Below are 20156 nucleotides of genomic sequence, written 5' to 3'. Positions count from 1 at the left end.
TTCGCCGCTTCACGTGACAGCACCCTCATCCGGCAGCCATTGCTTTTGACATCCCCGGTTCCTCGAATGAATCAGCCTCGGTATCGTCAGAAACCGGCCTGATCCGGAACCACGCGGCATAGAGCGCCGGCAGAAAGAGCAGGATCAGCACCGTGCCGGCTGCCGTGCCGCCGATCAGCGTATAGGCCATCGATCCCCAGAACACGGAATGCGTGAGAGGGATGAAGGCCAGGACGGCGGCAAGGGCCGTCAGGATGACCGGTCGCGTGCGCTGCACGGTGGCTTCGATCACGGCGTGATAGTCGTCGAGGCCAGCGGCGCGGTTCTCCTTGATCTGTTCGGTCAGGATCAGCGTATTGCGCATCAGGATCCCGGCCAGTCCGATCATGCCAAGAATGGCGTTGAACCCGAAGGGTTGATTGAAGAAAATCAGCACGGGAACGGCTCCGACCAGTCCAAGCGGCGCAGTCAGAACGACCATGGCCATCGTCGCGAAGGATCGCACCTGGAGCATGATGACGATCAGCGTGGCGGCGATCATGAGCGGAAAGATCTTCGCCAGCGCGGTATTGGCCTTTGCGGCCTCTTCGCTCGAACCGCCCATTTCAATGCGGTAGCCGGCCGGAAGCGAGGCGATCAACGGCTGAAGGGCCGTCATGATTTCCCCCGAGACTTCCGGCGGCTGAGTGGCCTCGTTGATATCCGAGCGGATGGTGATGACGGGCATACGATCGCGACGTTTCAGGATCGGCTCTTCCAGGCGAATCTCGGAATGGCCGATCTGGTCGAGCGGAATCGCGCGACCCTCCCGGCTGGTCAGGGAAAAATCCGCCAGATGCGCCGGGTCCAGCCGCTCGCCACCGGCACTGCGCATCACGACGGGGACATCGCGGATGTCTTCACGGACATGGGTAACGGTGATGCCCGACAGCAGGAATTGCAGTTGCTGGGCGACCTCGGCGGGCGACAGGCCGATAAGGTTCAACCGGTCCTGATCCGGGACAAACCGCAACACGGGCGTGCGGCTACCCCAATCCCGGTTGGCCTGCCTGACATCGGGGACGTCGCGCATGATGTCGAGCGCCTTCTCGGAAATACTGTATAATTGAGCGGGGTCCGGTCCCATGATCCGGAACTCGACCGGGAACGGCGTGTAGGGGCCGAATACCAGTTGCGTGACGCGCAGATGGGCCTCGGGCGCAAGCCCCTCCGAGACCGCTTCGCGGAGCCTGTGTTTCAGGGCTTCGCGCGCTTCCGCGTCCGGGGTCAGCACGACGATCTTGGCGAAGGCGGGATCGGGCAGTTCCGGGGCCATCGCAAAGAAGAACCGCGGTGCGCCCTGACCGACATAGCTGGTGACGATCTCGGCCTCGGGTTGATCTTGCAGCCAGTCTTCAAGCGTCTTGACCGTGGCGGTCGTCGTTTCGATGCTGGTGCCTTCCGGTAAACGTATTTCCACCAGCACTTCGGGCCGGTCGGAAGTCGGGAAGAACTGCTGCTTGAGAGCGCCCATGCCGCCAACGGAAACCGCAAAGGCAATCCCGACAACCGCGCAGGTCAGGAATTTACGGCGCACGGCAAAGGTGATGACGCTTCGCAGGCGGCGATAGTTCGGCGTGTCGTAGATCGCCTGATGGCCACCTGCGACCGGCTTGATCTCGGGCAGCATCTTGACACCAAGATAGGGGGTGAAAATGACCGCGACGATCCAGGACACGATCAGCGCGAACCCCACGATCCAGAAGATGTTGCCAGCATACTCGCCAGCAGCCGAGCGGGCGAAGCCCACCGGCAGGAATCCGGCGATCGTCACGAGCGTTCCTGACAGCATCGGTGCCGCGGTGTGGCTCCATGCATAGGCCGCCGCATTGATGCGATCCATGCCTTCTTCCATTTTCACCACCATCACCTCGATGGCGATGATGGCGTCATCCACCAGGAGACCGAGTGCCAGGATGAGGGCGCCAAGCGTGATGCGATCGAAGAACCGGCCGGTTTCCAGCATGATGAGAAACACGACGGCGAGTGTCAGGGGAACGGCAGCCGCCACGACAATGCCGACGCGCCAGCCAAGGCTGAGCAGGCTCACCAACAGCACCACACCAAGCGCCGTCGCGAATTTCTGCATGAATTCACCGACAGCATGGCTGACATTGATGGCCTGATCGCTCACCTTTTCGAGCGATATCCCGAGCGGCAGATCCCGGGCGATCGCGCCCGTCTTTTCTTCAAGCGCCTCGCCAAGCGCAAGGGCGTTCCAACCCTCTTGCATCACAACCCCAAGCAGGATGGTCGGTTCACCCTTGCGTCGGATGAGATAGGTCGGAGGATCCTCGTAGCCACGGCGGATTTCCGCGATGTCCGAGAGTTTTAGTGTTCGTCCTGCGGCGATGATGGGCGTGTCCGCAATCGCCTTGATGCCATCATAAGCACCATCGATCCGAATGAAGACCCGGGGCCCCTGAGTGTCGATCGAACCGGCCGGTGTGACCGTGTTCTGACGTTGCAAGGCGGCGATCATATCCTGTGCCGATATGCCAAGGGTTGCCAGTTTGGCATGGGAAAACTCGACAAAGATCTGCTCGGGACGCTCCCCGAGGATATTGATCTTCTTGACGCCGGGCACATGCAGAAGATCCTGGCGGATCACCTCGGCCTGCCGGGCCAGTTCGCGCATCGGCATGCCCTTGGCGTTGAGCGCATAAAGCGCAAAGCTCACGTCCGAATACTCGTCGTTGACGAAGGGGCCGAAAACGCCGGAGGGGAGGTTGCGCGCCTCATCCCCCAGCTTCTTTCGTGCCTGATAGAACTCCTCCTCCACGGCGGCGGGCGGTGTGCTGTCCTGCAATGTGACCGTCATATAGCGTAGCCGGGGTGTGTCGTCGTCTCGACCCGATCATACCAGGTCAGTTCCTGAAGCCGCTTCTCCAGCGGTTCGGCAACCAGATCCTGCATTTCACGCGCGGTCGCGCCCGGCCATGCCGCGGAGACCGTGAGGGTCTTGATAGTGAAATTGGGATCTTCCGCCCGACCGAGTTTCAGGAAGGCAAAGGCCCCGGCAGCCACCAGCAGCATGATGAAGAACAGGGTGACAGCACGCTCGCGAACGGCGAGCGCGGAAAGGTTGAGGCCCATCAGTTGCCTCCGTTCTCGGACGCGATCCTGACGCGTGCGCCCTCCTGCAAGAGGTGAGCTCCAAGCGAAACGACCCGGTCGCCCGAGTTCACCCCCGTTATCACGGCAGTTTCGCTGGTCACCCGGTCCAGGCCGACGGGCTGGAAATGTACGGTCGAAGCCGCGCTGTCCAGAACCCAGACTCCGACCTGCTGGCCGTCGTCGAGCACGGCTCCGAGCGGGACCTCTATTTCCGGGCGAATGGTCTGCCTTGCAAGCCGGATGGTGACTGTCGCACCAAGCGGCGCCCTCGCGGCGTCACCGTCGAGCACATAGCGCGCTTCATAAGTGCGGGTCTGGGCATCGGCCGAATCCGACAATTGCCTGAGATATGCCGGGGAACTGTCTCCCTCGCCCCCATAAAGATTTGCTTCGGCTTTTGAACCGATCGCCGGCCGGATCGTTTCGGGAAGCGTGACCACCGCTTCACGGGGACCGGCCCGGGCGATCCGGATCACCGTCTGCCCGGCAGAGACGACCTGTCCCGGTTCACCCAATGCTTCGACCACCGTGCCATCCGCATCCGCCAGCAATGTCGCATATTCCGACTCGTTTCCTGCGACCTCCGCTTCGGCCTCGGCAGCGGCAAGCTGTGCCTTGGCGGTATCCAGCGCAGCCCTCGCCTGCTCGTGGCGCTGTCGCGTCACCCATCCATTTTCCAGTAACCTGGCATATCGCCGCTCATCCGCTTCCGTTTGGACGACTATGGCACGCGCTGCGGTAACCGCGTTGCGCTTTGCCGTAAGCCCAAGGCGAAGATCGGTATCGTCGATTCGCATCAATGGCTGACCTGCCTTGACCTCCTGGCCGGTATCGACAAGCCGTTCCACGATCTTGCCGCCGACGCGGAAGCCGAGATTGCTCTCGACCCTCGCCGCGATGACACCCGTGAAACCGCGCTCGGCGCCAGTCATTCGCTCAGCCGTTACCAGCCTGACAATCGGCGGTTTCAGCCGGGGATCGCTGACAGCGGAGGCTTCATGCGTATGAAGCGGAAGCAGGAAAAATGCTGCCGCCAGCGCTGCGATCGGAATGCTTCCCAGCATGATTGCGGTTCTCTTTTTCACCTGCGTAGCCTCATGTCAAAATAGATTGCATTCGAACTCTATATAGGATATGGATTACGAATACAATCTAAAAGGAGGCCGAAGATGCGGGTGAGTCGTGTTCAGGCAGAAAAAAACCGCCAAGCCGTGATCGATGTGGCAAGCCGCCTCTTTCGAGAGCGCGGTTTCGACGGCATAGGACTGAAAGACCTGATGAAAGGTGCCGGGCTGACGCAGGGCGCCTTTTACAAGCAGTTCGAGTCAAAAGAGGATCTGGCGGTCCAGGCATCCGGGCGGGCATTCGAGGGGGCCACCCGCCGATGGTCGGCCGCAACCGGTGAGAGCCCCGACGATCCGCTTGGCGCGGTGATCTCCATGTATCTCAGCCCCGAACATCGGGAAGAGCGGATGGACGGCTGCCCAATCGTGGCGCTCGGCTCGGATGCCGCCAGACAGAGCACGGAGGTGAAAGCGTCATTCGAGGCGGGGATCAGGACGCATCTCGAATTGCTCAACGGCATGATTGCCGAGACCGACGAGAAAGAGCGTGACGGCAAGGCTATGAACATCCTCTCGACGATGGTCGGGGCGCTGGTTCTCTCGCGATCGGTCAATGATCCGCATCTGTCAGAGCAAATCCTGCACGCGGCTGCCGACAGCTTGCTGGCGGCGGCGTCTGCCGAAGATACCGCAGGAGGGGCAATCCAGTGACAATGAACTCACCGGGCGTCACGCATGGCGGCGCATCTTCCAGTATCAGATTGGCGGAGTATTCCGGCTTCGAGATGGTCACGGCGCTGGCAAATGGAAGCCTCCCGCTGCCATCCATGGCGGAAACTCTCCCCTTCGCCCTGCTTCCACCCGCTGCAGAAGGCGAGATCCAACTTCGGGCCAAACCCGAAGCAAGGTTCTGCAATCCATTGAACACCATGCATGGCGGTTGGATCATGACGATGCTCGACACCGCCATGGCTTTGGCCGCCATGACGACGCTCTCGCGTGGCGAGATCTGCCCGTCACATGAAACCTCCGCCAAATTCGTTCGTCCGATAAGGGTCGATTCCGGTGAAATGCATATCATCGGTCAGGTGGTTTCGCGCGGCCGGACCGTCATCACGCTGGAGGGCAGGATCGAAGATTCGCAAGGCCGACTCCATGCTCACGGCACCTCTACATGCCTGGTCATGGGGCAAAGGCCGTGATGTCTGCGTTGGCATCCGCCTTCCCGACGACAGGCAGCAGCCTGAAGATGCCGTCCCGGAAGCGTGGGATGAAATTAGCGAGCTTTTCGCCATTTTCGTCTGCGGACAGCTCTTGGTTGTTTCGCCTCCCGCTCGCCTTGGCCGCGGATCATTGAAAGACAAGGAAGAATAGATGCGACGGGTTGTTGTTACCGGCATGGGGGCCGTCACGCCCCTTGCCGCCAATGTTGAAGCGTCCTGGTCCCGCTTGCTCGCCGGTCGGTCGGGCATCCGGCGGCTACCGGATGACATCGTCGGGGATCTGCCGGCGAAGATCGGTGGTGTGGTGCCGTCTTTGGGCGAAGATCCAGAGGCAGGCTTTGATCCTGATGCGATTCTGGCGCCAAAGGACCAGCGCAAGATAGACCGGTTCATCCTCTTCGGCCTCGCAGCGGCGAAAGAGGCGCTTGCCCAGGCAAAATGGGTGCCCACCTCGGAAAATGACCGCTTGCGCACAGCCACGATCATCGCCTCGGGAATCGGAGGATTTCCCGCCATCACCGAGGCGGTTCGTATAGTCGATAGGCGCGGTGTTCGCCGCTTGTCGCCCTATACGGTCCCGTCTTTCCTGGTGAACCTTGCGGCGGGCCATATCTCGATCCGATATGGCTTCAAGGGCCCGATTGGCGCCCCGGTGACCGCATGCGCAGCCAGCGTGCAAGCGATCGGCGATGCGGCCCGCCTGATCCGCGCCAACGAGGCCGACATTGCCGTATGCGGGGGAACAGAGGCCTGCATGAACATCCTCAGCCTCGGCGCTTCGCCGCGGCCCGCTCCCTTTCCACCAGTTTCAACGAAACACCCGCGCAGGCCTCGCGCCCATTCGACATGTTGCGGGACGGTTTCGTCATGGGCGAAGGGGCCGGGATTCTTGTCATTGAAGAATTGAGCCATGCGCTTGCACGCGGAGCCAAACCGCTTGCCGAGCTTGTCGGCTACGGCACGACAGCGGATGCCCATCATGTCACCTCCGGTCCCGAGGACGGCAATGGTGCGCGCCGGGCCATGGAAATCGCGATTGCCCAGGCCGGGATCAGGGCAGGCGAAATTCACCACCTCAACGCACATGCGACCTCCACGGCAATTGGCGATTTGGGAGAGATGGCGGCGATCAAGACGGTCTTCGGAACGAAAGGGGCCATAGCGGTCAGCGGAACGAAGTCGGCCACGGGTCACCTGCTCGGAGCCGCGGGTGGGCTTGAAGCCATCTTCACGATCCTTGCATTGAGGGATCAGGTGGCACCGCCGACGCTCAATCTGGATACCCCTGATCCGGCCGGTGACGGGATAGACTTCGTCGCCAACCGGGCTCGTCCAATGGAAATGGAATATGCCATCTCCAACGGCTTTGGTTTTGGCGGCGTCAATGCCAGCGCAATATTCCGGCGCTGGACGGATGATCCGTCCGGTGCCTGAAATCCCGCATGACCACTCCCACTTTGCCCAAGCCTTGGCGGCCGGTGAGCCGCCGCGATGGTTAAAACTCGATCCACCACAAAAAGAAAGTCATTCCCATGAACAAGACCAATCCTGGTGTCGCCCTGGTAACCGGAGCATCTTCCGGTATCGGGCATGAAACGGCCAAGGCCTTGCTGAACGCGGGCTATCGCGTTTTTGGAACCAGCCGTCGCGCGGATGCCAAGGGCGCAAACGGCATCACCATGCTGGCCAGCGACGTAACGGATGGCGCATCCGTTGCCAAGCTGGTCGATAAGGTGTTGGCTGAAGCCGGACGTATCGACCTGCTTGTCAACAATGCGGGTATCGGCCTGCTCGGTGGTGCGGAAGAATCCTCGATCGCCCAGGCTCAGGCCGTTTTTGACGTGAATGTGTTCGGCGTTCTCCGCATGACCAACGCGGTGTTGCCGGTCATGCGCCGCCAGGGGAAAGGCAGGATCATCAACTTGAGTTCCGTCATGGGCCTGGTTCCGGCACCTTACAACGCACTCTATGCCGCCACCAAACACGCCATCGAAGGCTATTCCGAATCGCTCGATCACGAATTGCGCACATCCGGAATTCGGGTGGCACTGGTCGAGCCCGGCTTTACCCGAACCTCGTTCGAGGAGAACCTGACCAGGCCCGATCAGCCGCTGCCGATCTACGACTCGGTGCGCGGTAAGATGGAAATACATATGCGGAAAGGGGTGGATACAGGCGATGCCCCGATGATCGTCGCGGAAACGATTGTAAAAGCAGCAACCGCTTCTGTGCCGAAACGGCGTTACGCTGCGGGAAAGCTCGCGGGTCGGGTTCGCTTTTTGCGTCGCTTCGCGCCCGAAGCCGCCTTCGACAAGAGCCTGCGGAAACAGATGGGTCTTTCCGATTGACATAGACGTAATCGAGCGCGTTTTTCGGGTAGGGCAAACTGTCCGGTCTTAAGGGTTTCTCGACGCCCCACGCTGGCCGCGACGCGTCCAAGCGGCAAGTTCCTTCAGTGACAACGCGCTCAAACCGAACTCGCACAATGGATGATCGAACGGTTCCACCCTGAGACATCCATTATCAATCATGGAGAGTATCTGCCCAGTATGAACCTCGGAATTGAAGCGCCAGGGCAATAATGGATCGGTTATTTCAGAGCGCTATAGCGTGGACATATTCTCTGTTTCGTCAATGTCTCGCATCATTGCCACATCCATAACAAAATCCCGCCAACCGGATGGTTTGGCCGGGTTTTGTTATGTCGTTTGGTTGCGGAGGCTCGTGACCACCCATACCGACATTCGTTACATATATGTGAAAAGGAATCTTCCAAAAGGTCACAACGCCCGAGTCAGGCGCAACGCGTCATAGATCGCCGCATGTGTATTGCGAGAGGACACGGCGTCACCGAGCCGGAACAGTTGAAAACGCCCCTCCGGATTCGATTTGATCGCCTGCGGCATCACAGCCCTGAGCGCGGCGACATCCATCTCTCCCAAATTCACGGAATACGGCTTGAGTTCGAAATACAGATCGTCCAGCGGGACCGTCCCATTGTTGATGACGACTTGATCGACCTCTCGAAAGCGGGTGACATCACCGTAATCACTGCCCAGTTCCGCCAGCAACCCGTTGCCCTTGCGGATCACGGACCGCAGACGCCAGGTCACTGTGAAACGCGTGTCCAGCTTTTGCAGGTTGCGCATATAGGGCGTCAGGTTCATCGCCATGACCTCGGGCGCAAGGCTGCGGTCGGGGGTCACGATCTCGACCCTGGCGCCGGTCGCCGCGATCATCTCGGCCGCCTGAAGCCCGGCATGGTCACCCGCGTTATCGAAAACCAGGACCGAGCGGCCGGGCTGGGCGTCGCCCGCAAGAATATCCCATGCCGTGACGGCAAGATCTTCCCCGCCGCGCAAGGGAACCTGATGCGGCACCCCCCCGGTCGCAATGATCACGACATCGGGATTTTCCGCAGTGACCGTCCCGGCATCCGCGAAGCTGTTGAAATGAAACCGGACGCCGCGGCGCGTGCATTCGGACATCCGCCATTCGATGATCGAGATCATCTCGCGCCGGCGGGTCGAACGCGCCGTCAACCGGATTTGCCCGCCTGCATCCCTGGCGGCCTCATGCACGATCACCTCGTGCCCGCGTTCGGCAGCGACGCGCGCCGCCTCCATCCCGGCGGGCCCGGCGCCCACGATCACCACCCGGCGCGGTGCCGGGGCTGGCTGGATTGCATGGGGCATGAACAATTCGCGCCCGGTCGAGGCGTTATGGATGCAAAGCGCATCCGCGCCCTGAAAGCGGCGGTCCAGGCAGTAATTCGCCCCGACACAGGGGCGTATATGGTCCTCGCGGCGCGCGATGATCTTGCGGACGATATCGGGATCGGTGAAATGCGCGCGGGTCATGCCCACCATGTCCACCTTGCCCGCCAGGATGGCATGACGCGCCGTCGCCAGATCGGGGATCTTGGCGGCGTGAAACACCGGAAAGCGCGTCGCCGCCCGGATTTCCCCGGCAAGGTCCAGATGCGGCGCGTTGCGCATTCCCTGCACGGGAATCATGTCGGTCAGCCCGGCATCGTCATCGATATGGCCTCGGGTGACATTCAGGAAATCCACCAGCCCGCTTTCCTTCAGGCGGCGCGAGATCTCCAGCCCCTCGGCGAGATCGATGCCATCGGCGGCATTCTCGTCCCCGGCATAGCGGATACCCAGCAGAAAACCCCTGCCCACCCGCTTGCGCGCCTCGGCCAGGACCTCGAATGTCAGGCGCAGCCGGTTGTCCAGCGAGCCGCCATAGGCCCCATCCAGCATGTTCGAGCGTGGTGACCAGAACTGGTCCAGAAGGTGCCCGGTCGCGATGAACTCCACCCCGTCCAGCCCGGCCTCCTTCATCCGCTCGGCGGCATCCGCGTAATCCTGCACGATCCGCCGGATATCCCAGTCCTCGGCCAGCTTGGGCACGCCGCGATGCGATATCTCACGTTCATGGCTGGCCGAGACGGTGGGCAGCCAGTCACCCTTGTCCCACCGGGTGCGGCGGCCATGATGGGTCAATTGGATCATCACCGCCGTTCCATGCTCGTGACATTCATCGGCAAGCTGGCGCATCCAGCCGGTGATCTCGTCACGATAGGCCTGCACCCCGCCAGCGGATGGCGGGCTGTCAAGCCCGACGGCGGCAGAGCCAATGGTCATGGTCAGCCCGACCCCACCTTTCGCCCGCGCCGCGTGATAGGCACGGTATCGATCCTTCGGCAGCCCGTCCTCGGCATAACCGGGTTCATGCGCAGTCACGAGGATACGGTTCTTTAGCCGCAAATCCCCGATCTGGAGCGGTTGCAGGAGCGGATCTGAAGACATTGCCGATTTTCCCTGTAGCTGACGCGTGGCGATGGCTTTGTCACCCGGCGCTCAGATTCCCCCGAAATGGAGAGCCTTGGTTTCCAGATATTCCTCGATGCCTTCGCGGGCGCCTTCCCGGCCCAGCCCTGACGCCTTGACCCCGCCAAAGGGCGACACCTCGTGACTGACCGCCCCGGTATTCAACCCGACCAGCCCGAATTCCAGCGCCTCGCCGACACGGAATGCGCGGGCCATATCGGTGGTGTAGAAATAGGCGGCAAGCCCGTAAGGCGTGCCATTCGCGATCCGCAGGGCCTCTTCCTCGGTCTCGAAGCGGAAAATCGGGGCAACCGGGCCAAAGGTTTCCTCATCGGCCAACAGCATGCCCGTATCGGCCCCGGCCAGCACCACCGGATCGGCGTAACCCGCAGGCAGATCACGGCTCCGCGTCATGCGGGTGGCACCCTTTGCGAAGGCATCCGCCACATGGGCGGTGATCTTGTCGATGGCGGCATTGTTGATCATCGGGCCGATCTCGACGCCGTCCTCGGTGCCCGGCCCGACCCGCAGCGCATCGACGCGGGCGGTCAGCGCCGCCACGAAGGCATCATGGATGCCCGATTGCACCAGCAGCCGGTTCGCGCAGACGCAGGTCTGCCCGCCATTGCGGAATTTCGAGGCCATCGCACCCTCGACCGCAGCCTCCAGATCGGCATCGTCGAACACGATGAAGGGCGCATTGCCGCCCAGTTCCAGCGACAGTTTCTTCAGCGTCGGCGCGCATTGCTCGGCCAGCATCGCGCCAACCCGGGTCGAGCCGGTAAAGGACAGTTTGCGCACCACCGCGCTGCCGGTCAGCGTCGAGCCGATCGCCTCGGGCCGCCCGGTGAGGATGTTGATCACGCCTTTCGGAATCCCCGCCCGTTCGGCCAGAACGCCAAGGGCAAGCGCCGAACAGGGGGTGAAATCCGAGGGCTTGATGACCATGGTGCAGCCTGCGGCAAGGCCGGGCGCGACCTTGCGGGTGATCATCGCATTGGGGAAATTCCACGGCGTGATGATCGCGCAGACCCCGACCGGTTCCTTCATGGCAAAGATCTTCTTGCCCGGCACCGGAGAGGGAATGATCGCCCCGTTGATCCGCCGCGCTTCCTCGGCGAACCAGCGCACGAAGGACGCGCCATAAAGGATCTCGCCGCGCGCCTCCTGCAACGGCTTGCCCTGCTCGGCGGTCAGGATCCGCGCCAGATCCTCGGCATGATCCAGCATGAGCTGATACCAGCGCATCAGCAGGTCGGCGCGCTCGGCATGGGTGCGGGTCCGCCAATCCTTCAGCGCCTCTTCGGCGGCTGCGATGGCCTCGGTGGTCTCGGCGGCCGAGCAATCGGGGATGTGCCCCAGGGCCTCGCCCGTGGCCGGATCCGTAACCTCCATGTCGGGGCGCGAGATCCATTGCCCGCCGATCAAGGCGGCCTGCCGGAAAAGATCGGGATCGTCGAGTTTCATGCTCGGGCCTCCAGCGTGGCAATCACGGCATCGGTGATCTCGGTCGTCGAATGGGAACCGGGGCGGATGCCGATGCCCTGCCGCGTCGCCGCCTCGATGGCACCCATGATACCCGAGGCAGCCCCCGCTTCGCCCAGATGGTCGAGCATCATCGCCCCGGACCAGATCGCCGCAATCGGGTTGGCGATCTCCTGCCCGGCAATATCGGGGGCAGAGCCATGCACCGGCTCGAACATCGAGGGGCCGGAGCCGTCGGGGCAGATATTGGCCGAGGCCGCAAAGCCCAGCCCGCCCTGGATCGCCGCGCCCAGATCGGTCAGGATGTCCCCGAACAGGTTCGAGGCCACCACCACGTCAAGGCTTTCCGGCGCCATCACCATCTTTGCGGCCATCGCGTCGATATGCATCTGGCTGACCGTCACCTCGGGATATTCGGCGGCAAGCTGCCGCGTCATCTCGTCCCAGAACACCATCGAGTATTTCTGCGCGTTGGATTTCGTCACCGAGGTGAGATGCCCGCGCCGCGCCCGGGCCTGCTCGAATCCGAAACGCAGGATGCGCTCCACCCCGGCGCGGGTGAAGACCGAGGTCTCGACCGCGACCTCGTTCTCCTTGCCCTGGTGAACGCGCCCCCCGGCGCCGGAATACTCGCCCTCGGTATTCTCGCGGATGCAGAGAATGTCGAAGCCCTCGGCCTTCAGCGGCCCCTCGATACCCGGCAACAGCCGGTGCGGGCGGATATTGGCATATTGGTTGAAGGCCTTGCGGATCGGCAGCAGCAGCCCATGCAGCGAAACCGCATCCGGCACCGTTTCCGGCCAACCCACCGCGCCAGGTAGATGGCATCAAAGCGGCGCAGGGTCTCGATCCCGTCGCCGGGCATCATCGCACCATTCTCCAGGTAATATTGGCAGGACCATGGGAAGGTCTCGCAGGCCAGCGCGAAGCCATGCCGTCTGGCCGCGGCCTCGACCACCTGCATTGCGGCCCTGGTCACGTCAACGCCGATCCCGTCCCCCGGAATCAGGGCAAGCTTGTAGGTCTTCATCTGTCTCTCCACGGGTCTTCAAAGATCGATCAGCACCGATTTCCGGCGCCGGTTGGCATGATAGGCTTCGCGCCCCAGATCCTTGCCGAGACCGCTGGCCTTCCAGCCCCCGGTCGGCAGGATGTGATCGCGCGAACGTCCATAGCGATTGATCCAGACGGTCCCGGCCTCGACCCGGCGCGAGAGCCGCAACGCGCGGCCGATGTCACGGGTGAACAGCCCGGCGCACAGGCCATAGCTCGGATGGCTGGCCAGGGCCATGGCCTCGTCCTCGCTGTCGAAGGTCTGGAATGTCGCAACGGGACCGAAGATTTCCTCGGTCACCGCCGGGTTCAAAGCATCGACACCGCCGATCAGGGTCGGGCGGTAAAAGCTGCCCTCGCGGTCGAACTCTGCGCCGCCGCACAGGATCTCGCCCCCTTTCGCGACCGATGCCGCAACGATGCCGTCGATCCGGGCAAGCTGGCCCCGGGATATGATCGGCGAGAAACCGGGGGTTTCCTCCCATGTGGCGGCCGGGCTGTGGCGGGCGAAACGCTCGACCAACCTTGCGGCCAGTTCATCGGCGATTTCGCGGGCGACGATAATCCGCGATCCGGCCACGCAGAATTGCCCGGCATTCGGAGTGATCCCACGATCAAGACATGCCGCGGCCAGTTCCGGATCCGCATCGGCAAAAACCACCATCGGGCTTTTGCCACCCAGTTCCAGCGTTATCGGCTTGATACCGCTCTGCGCGATATTCTCCATGATCTGGCCGCCCGCACGGGTCGAGCCGGTGAAGGAGACCTTGCCTATCCCGGGATGGCCGACCAATGCGGCGCCCGTGACCGGACCGTCACCCAGGACAATATTGACCAGCCCTTCGGGAATGCCCGCACGCACCGACAATTCGGCAAGGTAAAGCGCGGAATAGGGCGTCATCTCGGATGGTTTCAGCACGACCGCATTCCCCGCAGCCAGCGCCGGACCCAGTTTCCAGCCTGCCATCGAGATCGGATAGTTCCAGGGCGTGATCGCACCGATCACCCCATAGGGCTCGGACGAGATCATGCCCAGGTGATCCTCGGAGGTCGGCACGAGATCATCGCATTCCTTGTCGGCGAATTCGGCGAAAAAGCGGATCTGTTCGGCCGTGACAGGCACATCCCCGGCGGCCACCTCGGCCACTGGCCGGGACGAGCAGACGGCTTCGAGCCGCGCCAGCACCGCCGCCTCCGCCTCGATCAGATCGGCCCAACGCGACAGCGCGCGCAGGCGTTCGCGCGGGGCCACCCTGCCCCAGCCCGATTGGTCCAGCGCCGCGCGGGCGCTCATTACCGCCCGGTCCACCATTTCGGCATCGGCGCGGGGAACGGCACGCAAGGCAAGGCCGCTGGAAGGGGCGGTCACCGCGATCTCTTCCGGGCCTTCGACATGGCGGCCGCCGATGAAATGGCCCCGGGGGAGCGTCAGGCTGGAAGGATCGAAGGCAAGCGTCATGGAAACCTCTCGTCGTCTTGATGACAGCTTTGCGCGAAGGGGCTGGCACCTGCTGCCGAAAGCATGGGCCTTGCAGCATAATCCGCTTTCAAACCGCAAGACCCGGGCAGAAAATTGTGTGATGTCAGTCCTTGCCGACCGTCTGGCAGAGCGCCGAAACGGGGACCGGACGCACCGGTGGCTGCGCCCGCAACCGGCCTGCCTGAGCGGGCGCGATCCCGGCGCGGGCGGCAATCAGTTCCGCCCCGGCGCGTTGGCAATAACGGCCCTGGCACCGCCCCATACCGACCCGGCCAAGGGATTTGACCCGGTTGGCCTCTGCCCCGGCCAAGCGGAGCGTGGCGCATAATTCACCGGCGGTGACGCCCTCGCAACGGCAGAGCACCGTATCATCGGGCAGGTCCCGGACCATTCCGGCAGGCCAGGGAAAGGCTTGGGCCACGCCCTTGGCAAAGCGCCGCATCCGGGCAAGACGGCGCATGTCCCTGTCTCGGCTCCGCAAGGGGATGGCATGTCCCAAATCCGCCAGGCAGGCATTGGCGGCCAGACGACCGGCTATCTCTGCCCCGTCCGCACCCAGGATGCCCATGCCGTCCCCGGCCAGGTAGACACCGCCGCCCGCACGCCCCTCGGCATCGACGCGGGGCAGCCATTGCGCCCATGTCTCGGACCAGTCAAAGGCAATCCCGGCCAGATCGGCCAATGCCGTCTCGGCCTGCAGATGCCAGCCAAGCGCAACCGTATCGCATGGGGTGACATGCGGGCGCCCGCGCGCATCGCGCCAACGCATTGCACGGGGACCATCATCCCCGGCCTCGATCCGCTCCAGCCGCACGCCCGCACGATAAAGCCGCCCCAGGCCGGCGCGCATGGCGAGTCCGCGCGCCGTCACCAGGGGACGCGCCATCGCCATGCGCAACCCGCCCGCCGCCTGCGTCGAAAGCGGAGCAGTATCCAGCACCGCCGCGACACCAGCCCCCGCCTTGCAAAGCTGATGCGCGACCAAGCTCAGCAATGGCCCCGAACCGGCCAGCACGATCCGGCGTCCCAAGGCCACGCCTTGCGCCTTGAGCGCGATCTGCGCGGCTCCGAGACTGTAGACTCCCGCCTGCTGCCAGCCCGGCACCGGCGCGAGGCGGTCCATCGCCCCGGTCGCGAGGATCAGCCGGTCAAAGCCGATCCCGATCATGCCGCCCGGACCGGTCACCTGCGCGATATCACCGGAAAATCCCAATACGGAACTGTGCGGATGACAGGTGATCCGGCCTTCACGCAGCTTTGCGTCGAACATCCGGTGCAGGGCTGCCGCCTTTCCCGCCTCGGCCCCGTAAAGCGCCTTGGGCGGGCGGGTGAAACCATCGGGCGGGCGGCGGTAGATCTGGCCACCGGATCTTGCGCCCTCATCGACCACGACCGGAGCCAGCCCCGCCCGTGCCAGCGTTTCGGCGGCCCGCATCCCTGCAGGCCCCGCGCCGACGATCAGCACCCGGCTCATGATCCGGCCTCGGGCCAATGCGGGGATGGCCGTGACATAAGCCGCATCCCCTCGCGCAGCGGGGTCGAGCAGGCACGCAGCGCGGGCCGTCCTCTTGCCAGATCCAGCAATCCTGGCATGCGCCCATCAGGCAGAACCCGGCGCGGCGTTCCGGACCGAACTCGGCCATGCGCAGATGATGGGCGGACAACAGCACCCCGGTCAGCACCGTATCGCCCGAAAGCGCCTGCATCCTGAGCCCGTCGAAATGAAAGCTCAGCGCCTCGCGCCCGGTCTCGGCGAGGCGGCACAATCGCCCCGAGCCGTTCTCCACGCTCATTCCGCCGCCTCGGCGACCAGCAACGGGCGCGGCAGTTCGGGGAAGCGCGCACAGGTCTCGGTGAAAGCCGCCTCGACCCCCTCGGCACCGGAACGTCCGCGCATGCGCCGGAAAATCTCGGTCTTGGCGAAGAAACGCCAATGGATCGGCAGGCCCGACAGGATCCGCGTCAGCCGGTCATAGGCCGCCGGGGTCCATTGCGCCTCATATGCCTCGCGTTCGGGGCCAAAGTGAAAATGCCCGTCATGGGTGCGTGCCTGATCGCGCAGCATCGCGGTCGCGGCCTCGTCCACCTCACCGTCATCGTTCAGCGCAACGCCATATTCCTCGCGCGCGGCCCGGGCCGAGACATGCCCTCGCGCGACGTCCCTTGCCACCCGCCAGGGCTCCCGCGTCATGGGATCGCCCCGGCCACCGCCCCCGGCAGAGCGGATCTCCAGCACGTCGCCGGGCTGAAGCACCGCCGTGTCGGTATTGCCAAGCCTGCGCTCGTCTTCGGCGCCCGGATTGACCACCATGTCCGACAGCCCCGCGGCCCGGCCGCCCAGCACCCCCCAGGGGCGAAAGACCGAGCGGTCGCGGTTACGGGCGGTGATCCGCGTATCGGGCGCAAAGACGCGAAAGCTCATCTCGGTCGCCAGCCCGCCGCGCCAGCGCCCGGCCCCGCCGGTATCCCGCGCCAGGCCGTATTTGACGAATTCGACCGGCACCTCGGTTTCGGTGATCTCGATCGGGGTATTCTTGAGATAGGCCGCATCCGCACCCGAGCCATTGGTGCCATCGCGATGCGGCATCCCGCCGCCTCCGCCGACCACCGGGTTCACGGCGGCGATCACCATCTTCCGGCTGCGCTCGTCATGGGTCATGACATTGACGATGCAGTTGTTTCCGGCGGGCGCTGCGGGCATCCTCTCGGGAATGGCCTGGCTGAACGCCCCGAAGATCACCGAGCGCAGCCGCGCACAGGTCAGCGAGCGCATTCCCACGGCGGCCGGAGCGACCGGGTTCAGCACCGTGCCCTCGGGCGCGATGCAAGTAAAGGGACGGGTCAGGCCGGTATTCAGCAGGATCCGGGGGTTGAGCGTGTAGAGCACGTAATAGACGCCTACCAGCAGGATGGTATGTCGCGGATCGCCGCCCGAAGGGACGTTGAGCGAGCTGGCAAGCTGCGGGTCCGAGCCGGTGAAATCCAGCACCGCGCTGTCATCGCGAATGGACAGCGTCAGCTTGAGGCGGCAGGGATTGCCGATATCGCTGTCCTCGTCGGCGTAATCGGCAAAGACGTAATCGCCATCCGGTATGCCGCGCAGGATCTCGCGCGCCTGCGCCTCGGCCTGATCCTTCAGCGCGGCCACGCCGGTCAGGAAACCCTGCTTGCCAAAGCGTTCCAGCATCGCGTGAACCTTGCGCTCACCTGTATTCAATGCCCCGACCAGAGCCCTGATGTCACCGATATTCAACGCGGGCTTGCGGACATTGGTTTCCATGATCCGCAGGATCTGCCGATCGAACTCGCCCTCGCGCACCAGTTTCATCGGCGGAAAACGCAGCCCTTCCTGATGCACCTCGGTCAGCGAGCGCGACAGGGAGGCGGGCACGGCCCCTCCCATATCGGTATTGTGGATATGTCCGCCGGTCCATGCGACGATCTCGCCCCCGCTGAAGACGGGTTTCCACAGATGGGTATCGGGCGCGTGCGTCGCCACATGGCCCGAATAGGGATCATTGGTGAAAGCGACGTCGCCGGGGCGGTAATCCTCGACCATCCCGATGGCGCGGCCATAGGTGAGACCCGGATACCATGTCGCGCCAAGCTCCATCGGCACGGCGAAGGTATCGCCCGCCCGGTCCATCAGCATCACGGTGAAGTCCTGGGTTTCCTTGACGAAGGCCGAATGGGCGGTGCGGTGCAATGTATGGGCCATGTTCTCGGCTGCGGCACGCGCATGATTGGCCAGCACCTGAAGGGTCATCCTGTCATACATCGGGTTCACTCCTCGAAGCCGAGATGGATATTGAGGTGGCGGTCCACCTGTGCGGAAGTGCCATCGGGGATGGCGAAGGTGGTATCCTCCTGCGTCACGATGGCCGGCCCCCCGAACCGTGCCCCGGCGGTCAGCGCCGACCGCTCGAACAAGGGCACCTCGCGCGGGCCATGCAGATGGATCGGCACAAGGCGCGCCGCCTGCGCAGGGCTCGATTGGCCGTCGGTTTCGGGAAAGACCGGTTTCGGCCCCGCGCCGATGGCCGAAAGGCGCAGGTTGACGATCTCGATCCGGCCCTCCGGATCATCGAAATCATAGATCTGCCGATGGGTGTCATGGAATGCCGCAGCGATGCGGGGGGCGTCGGTCAGCCAGTCAGGCTCGAGCGCGACCTCGATCTCGTAGCTCTGGCCGGCATAGCGCATATCGGCTGACAGCCGAAGCTCCGCCGCCCCGTCATGGCCCTGCGCGGCCAGCCATTCCCGCCCCTCGGCACAAAGCGTCCGGAACCCGGCACCCAGCCCCTGCAGGGCGCCGGCATCCAGATCGGCATAGACCGTGCGGATGAAATCCCCCCGAAAATCCGCCACCAGCCCGCCAAGCGCCGAGACGACGCCCGGCCAGCGTGGCGCGATCACCCGGCTCATGCCCAGTTCCCGCGCAAGGAATGCGCCCAGCATCGGACCGCCGCCGCCAAAGGGCATCAGCGCGAAATCCCGCAGATCGACCCCGGCGCGGGAGGACAGCTTTTCCACCTCGACGAACATCTCGGAAATGGCGATGTCGAGAATGGCCTGTGCGGTCTCTTCCACCCCACGTCCAAGCCGGTCGGCCAGCTCCGAGACCACCCGCCGGGCCAACCCGACATCCATCCGCAACTGTCCATAGGCCATCTCGGAATGGCCCAGCCAGCCGCAGACGGCCATCGCATCGGTCACCGTCGCCCGTTTGCCGCCGCGACCATAGCAGGCCGGGCCGGGGCTGGAGCCCGCCGATTCCGGCCCCACGCGCAGCACGCCCTGGCTGTCCACCGTGGCGATGGAGCCGCCGCCGATGCCGATGGAACTGACCGAGACCGAGGGGATATGCAGCGGGAAATCCCCGATCAGTTCATCGCTGCCATATTGCACCGCTCCGTCCACGATCAGCGCGAAATCCGCCGAGGTGCCGCCGATATCCAGTGTCAGCACCCGCGCCTCGCCCGCCTGCCGGGCCAGCCATGCCGCACCGATGACGCCCGAGGCGGTGCCCGACAACAGCATCGACACGCAATCGCGCCGCCCCTCGCCCGCGCTCATCAGGCCGCCATTCGACTTGGTCAGCATCGCCCGCGCCGGCACGCCGCGATCCTGCAGCCGGTCCTCCAGTGCCGCCAGATAGCCCGAGACGCGGGGATGGACATAACCGTTGAGGATCGCGGTCGAGCTGCGTTCATACTCGCGGATCACCGGCCAGACCTCGGAAGAGGTAAAGACGAACAGCTCCGGCGCAGCGGCCTCGACCATCGCCTTGACCGCCGCTTCCTGGGCGCAATCGCGCCAGCTATGCAGAAGGGCGATGATGATGCCCTCGGCCCCGGCTTTCCGCGCTTGCGCGACGGCCTCGGCCACCGCCTCCGGATCGGGAGGCAGGCTTTCGGAGCCATCGGCGCGCTGCCGTGCCGGAATGCCAAGGATGCGGTCACGCGGGATCAGCGGCTCGGGGCGGTGACAGAACAGCGAATACATGTCGGGCATGCGCAGCCGGGCCAGCTCGATCACGTCCTCGAAACCCGCATTGGTGATCATCGCCAGCCTCGCGCCCTTGCGTTGCAGGATGGTGTTGATTCCGACCGTGGTGCCATGCACGAAGCGACTGATCCCTGTCGCGTCCAGCCCTTCGCGCTCGGCCAAAAGATCCAGCCCGGTCAGCAGTTCCGCGCCGGGGTCATCGGGGGAGGTCAGAACCTTCAGCGACGCGATCCGGCCCGAACGGGTTTCGAGCGCGCAGAAATCCATGAAGGTGCCGCCGATATCGACACCTACTTTCCAATCAGCAAGCGGGATGCTGTCATCCATGAGAGTCGTCCTTCTCCGATCT

General features: G+C 63.9%; 15 protein-coding genes and 1 pseudogene. 5 read left to right on the top strand and 11 right to left on the bottom strand.

What is annotated here, in order from left to right; all coding sequences use genetic code 11:
* Window positions 1–25: 25 nt before the first annotated feature.
* Genes A7A09_RS10840 through A7A09_RS10835 form a run of 3 tightly spaced genes read right to left on the bottom strand, consistent with a single transcriptional unit; the run spans window position 26 to window position 4220 of the window.
* Window positions 26–2860 carry an efflux RND transporter permease subunit gene (locus A7A09_RS10840; RefSeq protein WP_211341109.1) on the bottom strand — a complete coding sequence of 945 codons (2835 nt, stop codon included), beginning with the start codon at window positions 2858–2860 and terminating at the stop codon, window positions 26–28.
* Window positions 2857–3135: an efflux RND transporter permease subunit gene (locus A7A09_RS21855; RefSeq protein WP_211341108.1), complete on the bottom strand. Its 279-nt coding sequence runs from the start codon at window positions 3133–3135 to the stop codon at window positions 2857–2859. Before A7A09_RS21855 ends, A7A09_RS10840 begins: the two co-directional genes overlap by 4 nt.
* Complete coding sequence (locus A7A09_RS10835) at window positions 3135–4220, bottom strand: efflux RND transporter periplasmic adaptor subunit (protein WP_211341116.1); 1086 nt, start codon at window positions 4218–4220, stop codon at window positions 3135–3137. Before A7A09_RS10835 ends, A7A09_RS21855 begins: the two co-directional genes overlap by 1 nt.
* 105 nt (window positions 4221–4325) lie before the next feature.
* On the opposite strand from A7A09_RS10835, the gene A7A09_RS10830 reads away from it, so the two are divergent.
* The 5 genes from A7A09_RS10830 (at window position 4326) to A7A09_RS10815 (ending at window position 7791) form a co-directional block, all read left to right on the top strand.
* On the top strand, window positions 4326–4931 hold the full coding sequence (locus A7A09_RS10830) for a TetR/AcrR family transcriptional regulator (protein WP_106691426.1): 606 nt from the start codon (window positions 4326–4328) through the stop codon (window positions 4929–4931).
* A 2-nt stretch (window positions 4932–4933) separates the two neighbouring features.
* On the top strand, window positions 4934–5422 hold the full coding sequence (locus tag A7A09_RS10825) for a PaaI family thioesterase (RefSeq protein ID WP_245999304.1): 489 nt from the start codon (window positions 4934–4936) through the stop codon (window positions 5420–5422).
* A gap of 172 nt (window positions 5423–5594) precedes the next feature.
* Window positions 5595–6350, top strand: a complete 756-nt coding sequence (locus tag A7A09_RS21480; protein ID WP_366465844.1) for a beta-ketoacyl synthase N-terminal-like domain-containing protein — start codon at window positions 5595–5597, stop codon at window positions 6348–6350.
* Window positions 6290–6877 carry a beta-ketoacyl-[acyl-carrier-protein] synthase family protein gene (locus A7A09_RS21470; RefSeq protein WP_366465842.1) on the top strand — a complete coding sequence of 196 codons (588 nt, stop codon included), beginning with the start codon at window positions 6290–6292 and terminating at the stop codon, window positions 6875–6877. Before A7A09_RS21480 ends, A7A09_RS21470 begins: the two co-directional genes overlap by 61 nt.
* A 98-nt stretch (window positions 6878–6975) precedes the next feature.
* Entirely contained in the window at window positions 6976–7791 is an 816-nt protein-coding gene (locus A7A09_RS10815; protein ID WP_106691425.1) for an oxidoreductase, read from the top strand.
* Window positions 7792–8223: 432 nt separating this feature from the next.
* On the opposite strand, the gene A7A09_RS10810 is transcribed toward A7A09_RS10815, so the two are convergent.
* From A7A09_RS10810 to A7A09_RS10775, 8 genes and pseudogenes are all read right to left on the bottom strand, one after another.
* Window positions 8224–10260 carry an NADH:flavin oxidoreductase gene (locus A7A09_RS10810; protein ID WP_106691424.1) on the bottom strand — a complete coding sequence of 679 codons (2037 nt, stop codon included), beginning with the start codon at window positions 10258–10260 and terminating at the stop codon, window positions 8224–8226.
* Between the two features lie 51 nt (window positions 10261–10311).
* Window positions 10312–11748: an NAD-dependent succinate-semialdehyde dehydrogenase gene (locus tag A7A09_RS10805; protein ID WP_106691423.1), complete on the bottom strand. Its 1437-nt coding sequence runs from the start codon at window positions 11746–11748 to the stop codon at window positions 10312–10314.
* Window positions 11745–12796 (bottom strand): annotated as a pseudogene (locus A7A09_RS10800) (tartrate dehydrogenase). The gene A7A09_RS10805 and the pseudogene A7A09_RS10800 overlap by 4 nt, the downstream one beginning before the upstream one ends.
* 18 nt (window positions 12797–12814) lie before the next feature.
* Window positions 12815–14278 (bottom strand): aldehyde dehydrogenase family protein, encoded by a 1464-nt coding sequence (locus A7A09_RS10795; RefSeq protein WP_106691422.1) that lies wholly within the window; start codon window positions 14276–14278, stop codon window positions 12815–12817.
* 124 nt (window positions 14279–14402) lie between these two features.
* Window positions 14403–15773 (bottom strand): FAD/NAD(P)-dependent oxidoreductase, encoded by a 1371-nt coding sequence (locus A7A09_RS10790; RefSeq protein WP_106691421.1) that lies wholly within the window; start codon window positions 15771–15773, stop codon window positions 14403–14405.
* On the bottom strand, window positions 15679–16092 hold the full coding sequence (locus A7A09_RS10785; RefSeq protein ID WP_211341107.1) for a 2Fe-2S iron-sulfur cluster-binding protein: 414 nt from the start codon (window positions 16090–16092) through the stop codon (window positions 15679–15681). Before A7A09_RS10785 ends, A7A09_RS10790 begins: the two co-directional genes overlap by 95 nt.
* The gene (locus A7A09_RS10780; protein ID WP_106691420.1) at window positions 16089–18077 is read right to left on the bottom strand and encodes a hydantoinase B/oxoprolinase family protein; all 1989 of its coding nucleotides are present in this window, start codon (window positions 18075–18077) and stop codon (window positions 16089–16091) included. The genes A7A09_RS10785 and A7A09_RS10780 overlap by 4 nt, the downstream gene beginning before the upstream one ends.
* 5 nt (window positions 18078–18082) lie before the next feature.
* Window positions 18083–20134 (bottom strand): hydantoinase/oxoprolinase family protein, encoded by a 2052-nt coding sequence (locus tag A7A09_RS10775; RefSeq protein ID WP_106691419.1) that lies wholly within the window; start codon window positions 20132–20134, stop codon window positions 18083–18085.
* Window positions 20135–20156 lie beyond the last annotated feature (22 nt).

Origin of the sequence: Paracoccus methylarcula (assembly GCF_003007735.2) — a bacterium.
In the GTDB taxonomy this organism is placed as follows: Bacteria; Pseudomonadota; Alphaproteobacteria; order Rhodobacterales; family Rhodobacteraceae; genus Paracoccus; species Paracoccus methylarcula.
The sequence above is the reverse complement of the archived record's forward strand: the minus strand, read 5'-3'. Positions and strand labels throughout refer to the sequence as shown.

Coding starts and splice junctions, on each gene's coding strand:
- A7A09_RS21855 (WP_211341108.1), bottom strand. CDS start 3,135: ATGGGCCTCAACCTTTCCGCGCTCGCCGTTCGCGAGCGTGCTGTCACC.
- A7A09_RS10810 (WP_106691424.1), bottom strand. CDS start 10,260: ATGTCTTCAGATCCGCTCCTGCAACCGCTCCAGATCGGGGATTTGCGG.
- A7A09_RS10840 (WP_211341109.1), bottom strand. CDS start 2,860: ATGACGGTCACATTGCAGGACAGCACACCGCCCGCCGCCGTGGAGGAG.
- A7A09_RS10795 (WP_106691422.1), bottom strand. CDS start 14,278: ATGACGCTTGCCTTCGATCCTTCCAGCCTGACGCTCCCCCGGGGCCAT.
- A7A09_RS10775 (WP_106691419.1), bottom strand. CDS start 20,134: ATGGATGACAGCATCCCGCTTGCTGATTGGAAAGTAGGTGTCGATATC.
- A7A09_RS10805 (WP_106691423.1), bottom strand. CDS start 11,748: ATGAAACTCGACGATCCCGATCTTTTCCGGCAGGCCGCCTTGATCGGC.
- A7A09_RS10790 (WP_106691421.1), bottom strand. CDS start 15,773: ATGAGCCGGGTGCTGATCGTCGGCGCGGGGCCTGCAGGGATGCGGGCC.
- A7A09_RS10785 (WP_211341107.1), bottom strand. CDS start 16,092: ATGAGCGTGGAGAACGGCTCGGGGCGATTGTGCCGCCTCGCCGAGACC.
- A7A09_RS10780 (WP_106691420.1), bottom strand. CDS start 18,077: ATGTATGACAGGATGACCCTTCAGGTGCTGGCCAATCATGCGCGTGCC.
- A7A09_RS10830 (WP_106691426.1), top strand. CDS start 4,326: ATGCGGGTGAGTCGTGTTCAGGCAGAAAAAAACCGCCAAGCCGTGATC.
- A7A09_RS10825 (WP_245999304.1), top strand. CDS start 4,934: ATGAACTCACCGGGCGTCACGCATGGCGGCGCATCTTCCAGTATCAGA.
- A7A09_RS21470 (WP_366465842.1), top strand. CDS start 6,290: ATGTTGCGGGACGGTTTCGTCATGGGCGAAGGGGCCGGGATTCTTGTC.
- A7A09_RS10835 (WP_211341116.1), bottom strand. CDS start 4,220: ATGCTGGGAAGCATTCCGATCGCAGCGCTGGCGGCAGCATTTTTCCTG.
- A7A09_RS10815 (WP_106691425.1), top strand. CDS start 6,976: ATGAACAAGACCAATCCTGGTGTCGCCCTGGTAACCGGAGCATCTTCC.
- A7A09_RS21480 (WP_366465844.1), top strand. CDS start 5,595: ATGCGACGGGTTGTTGTTACCGGCATGGGGGCCGTCACGCCCCTTGCC.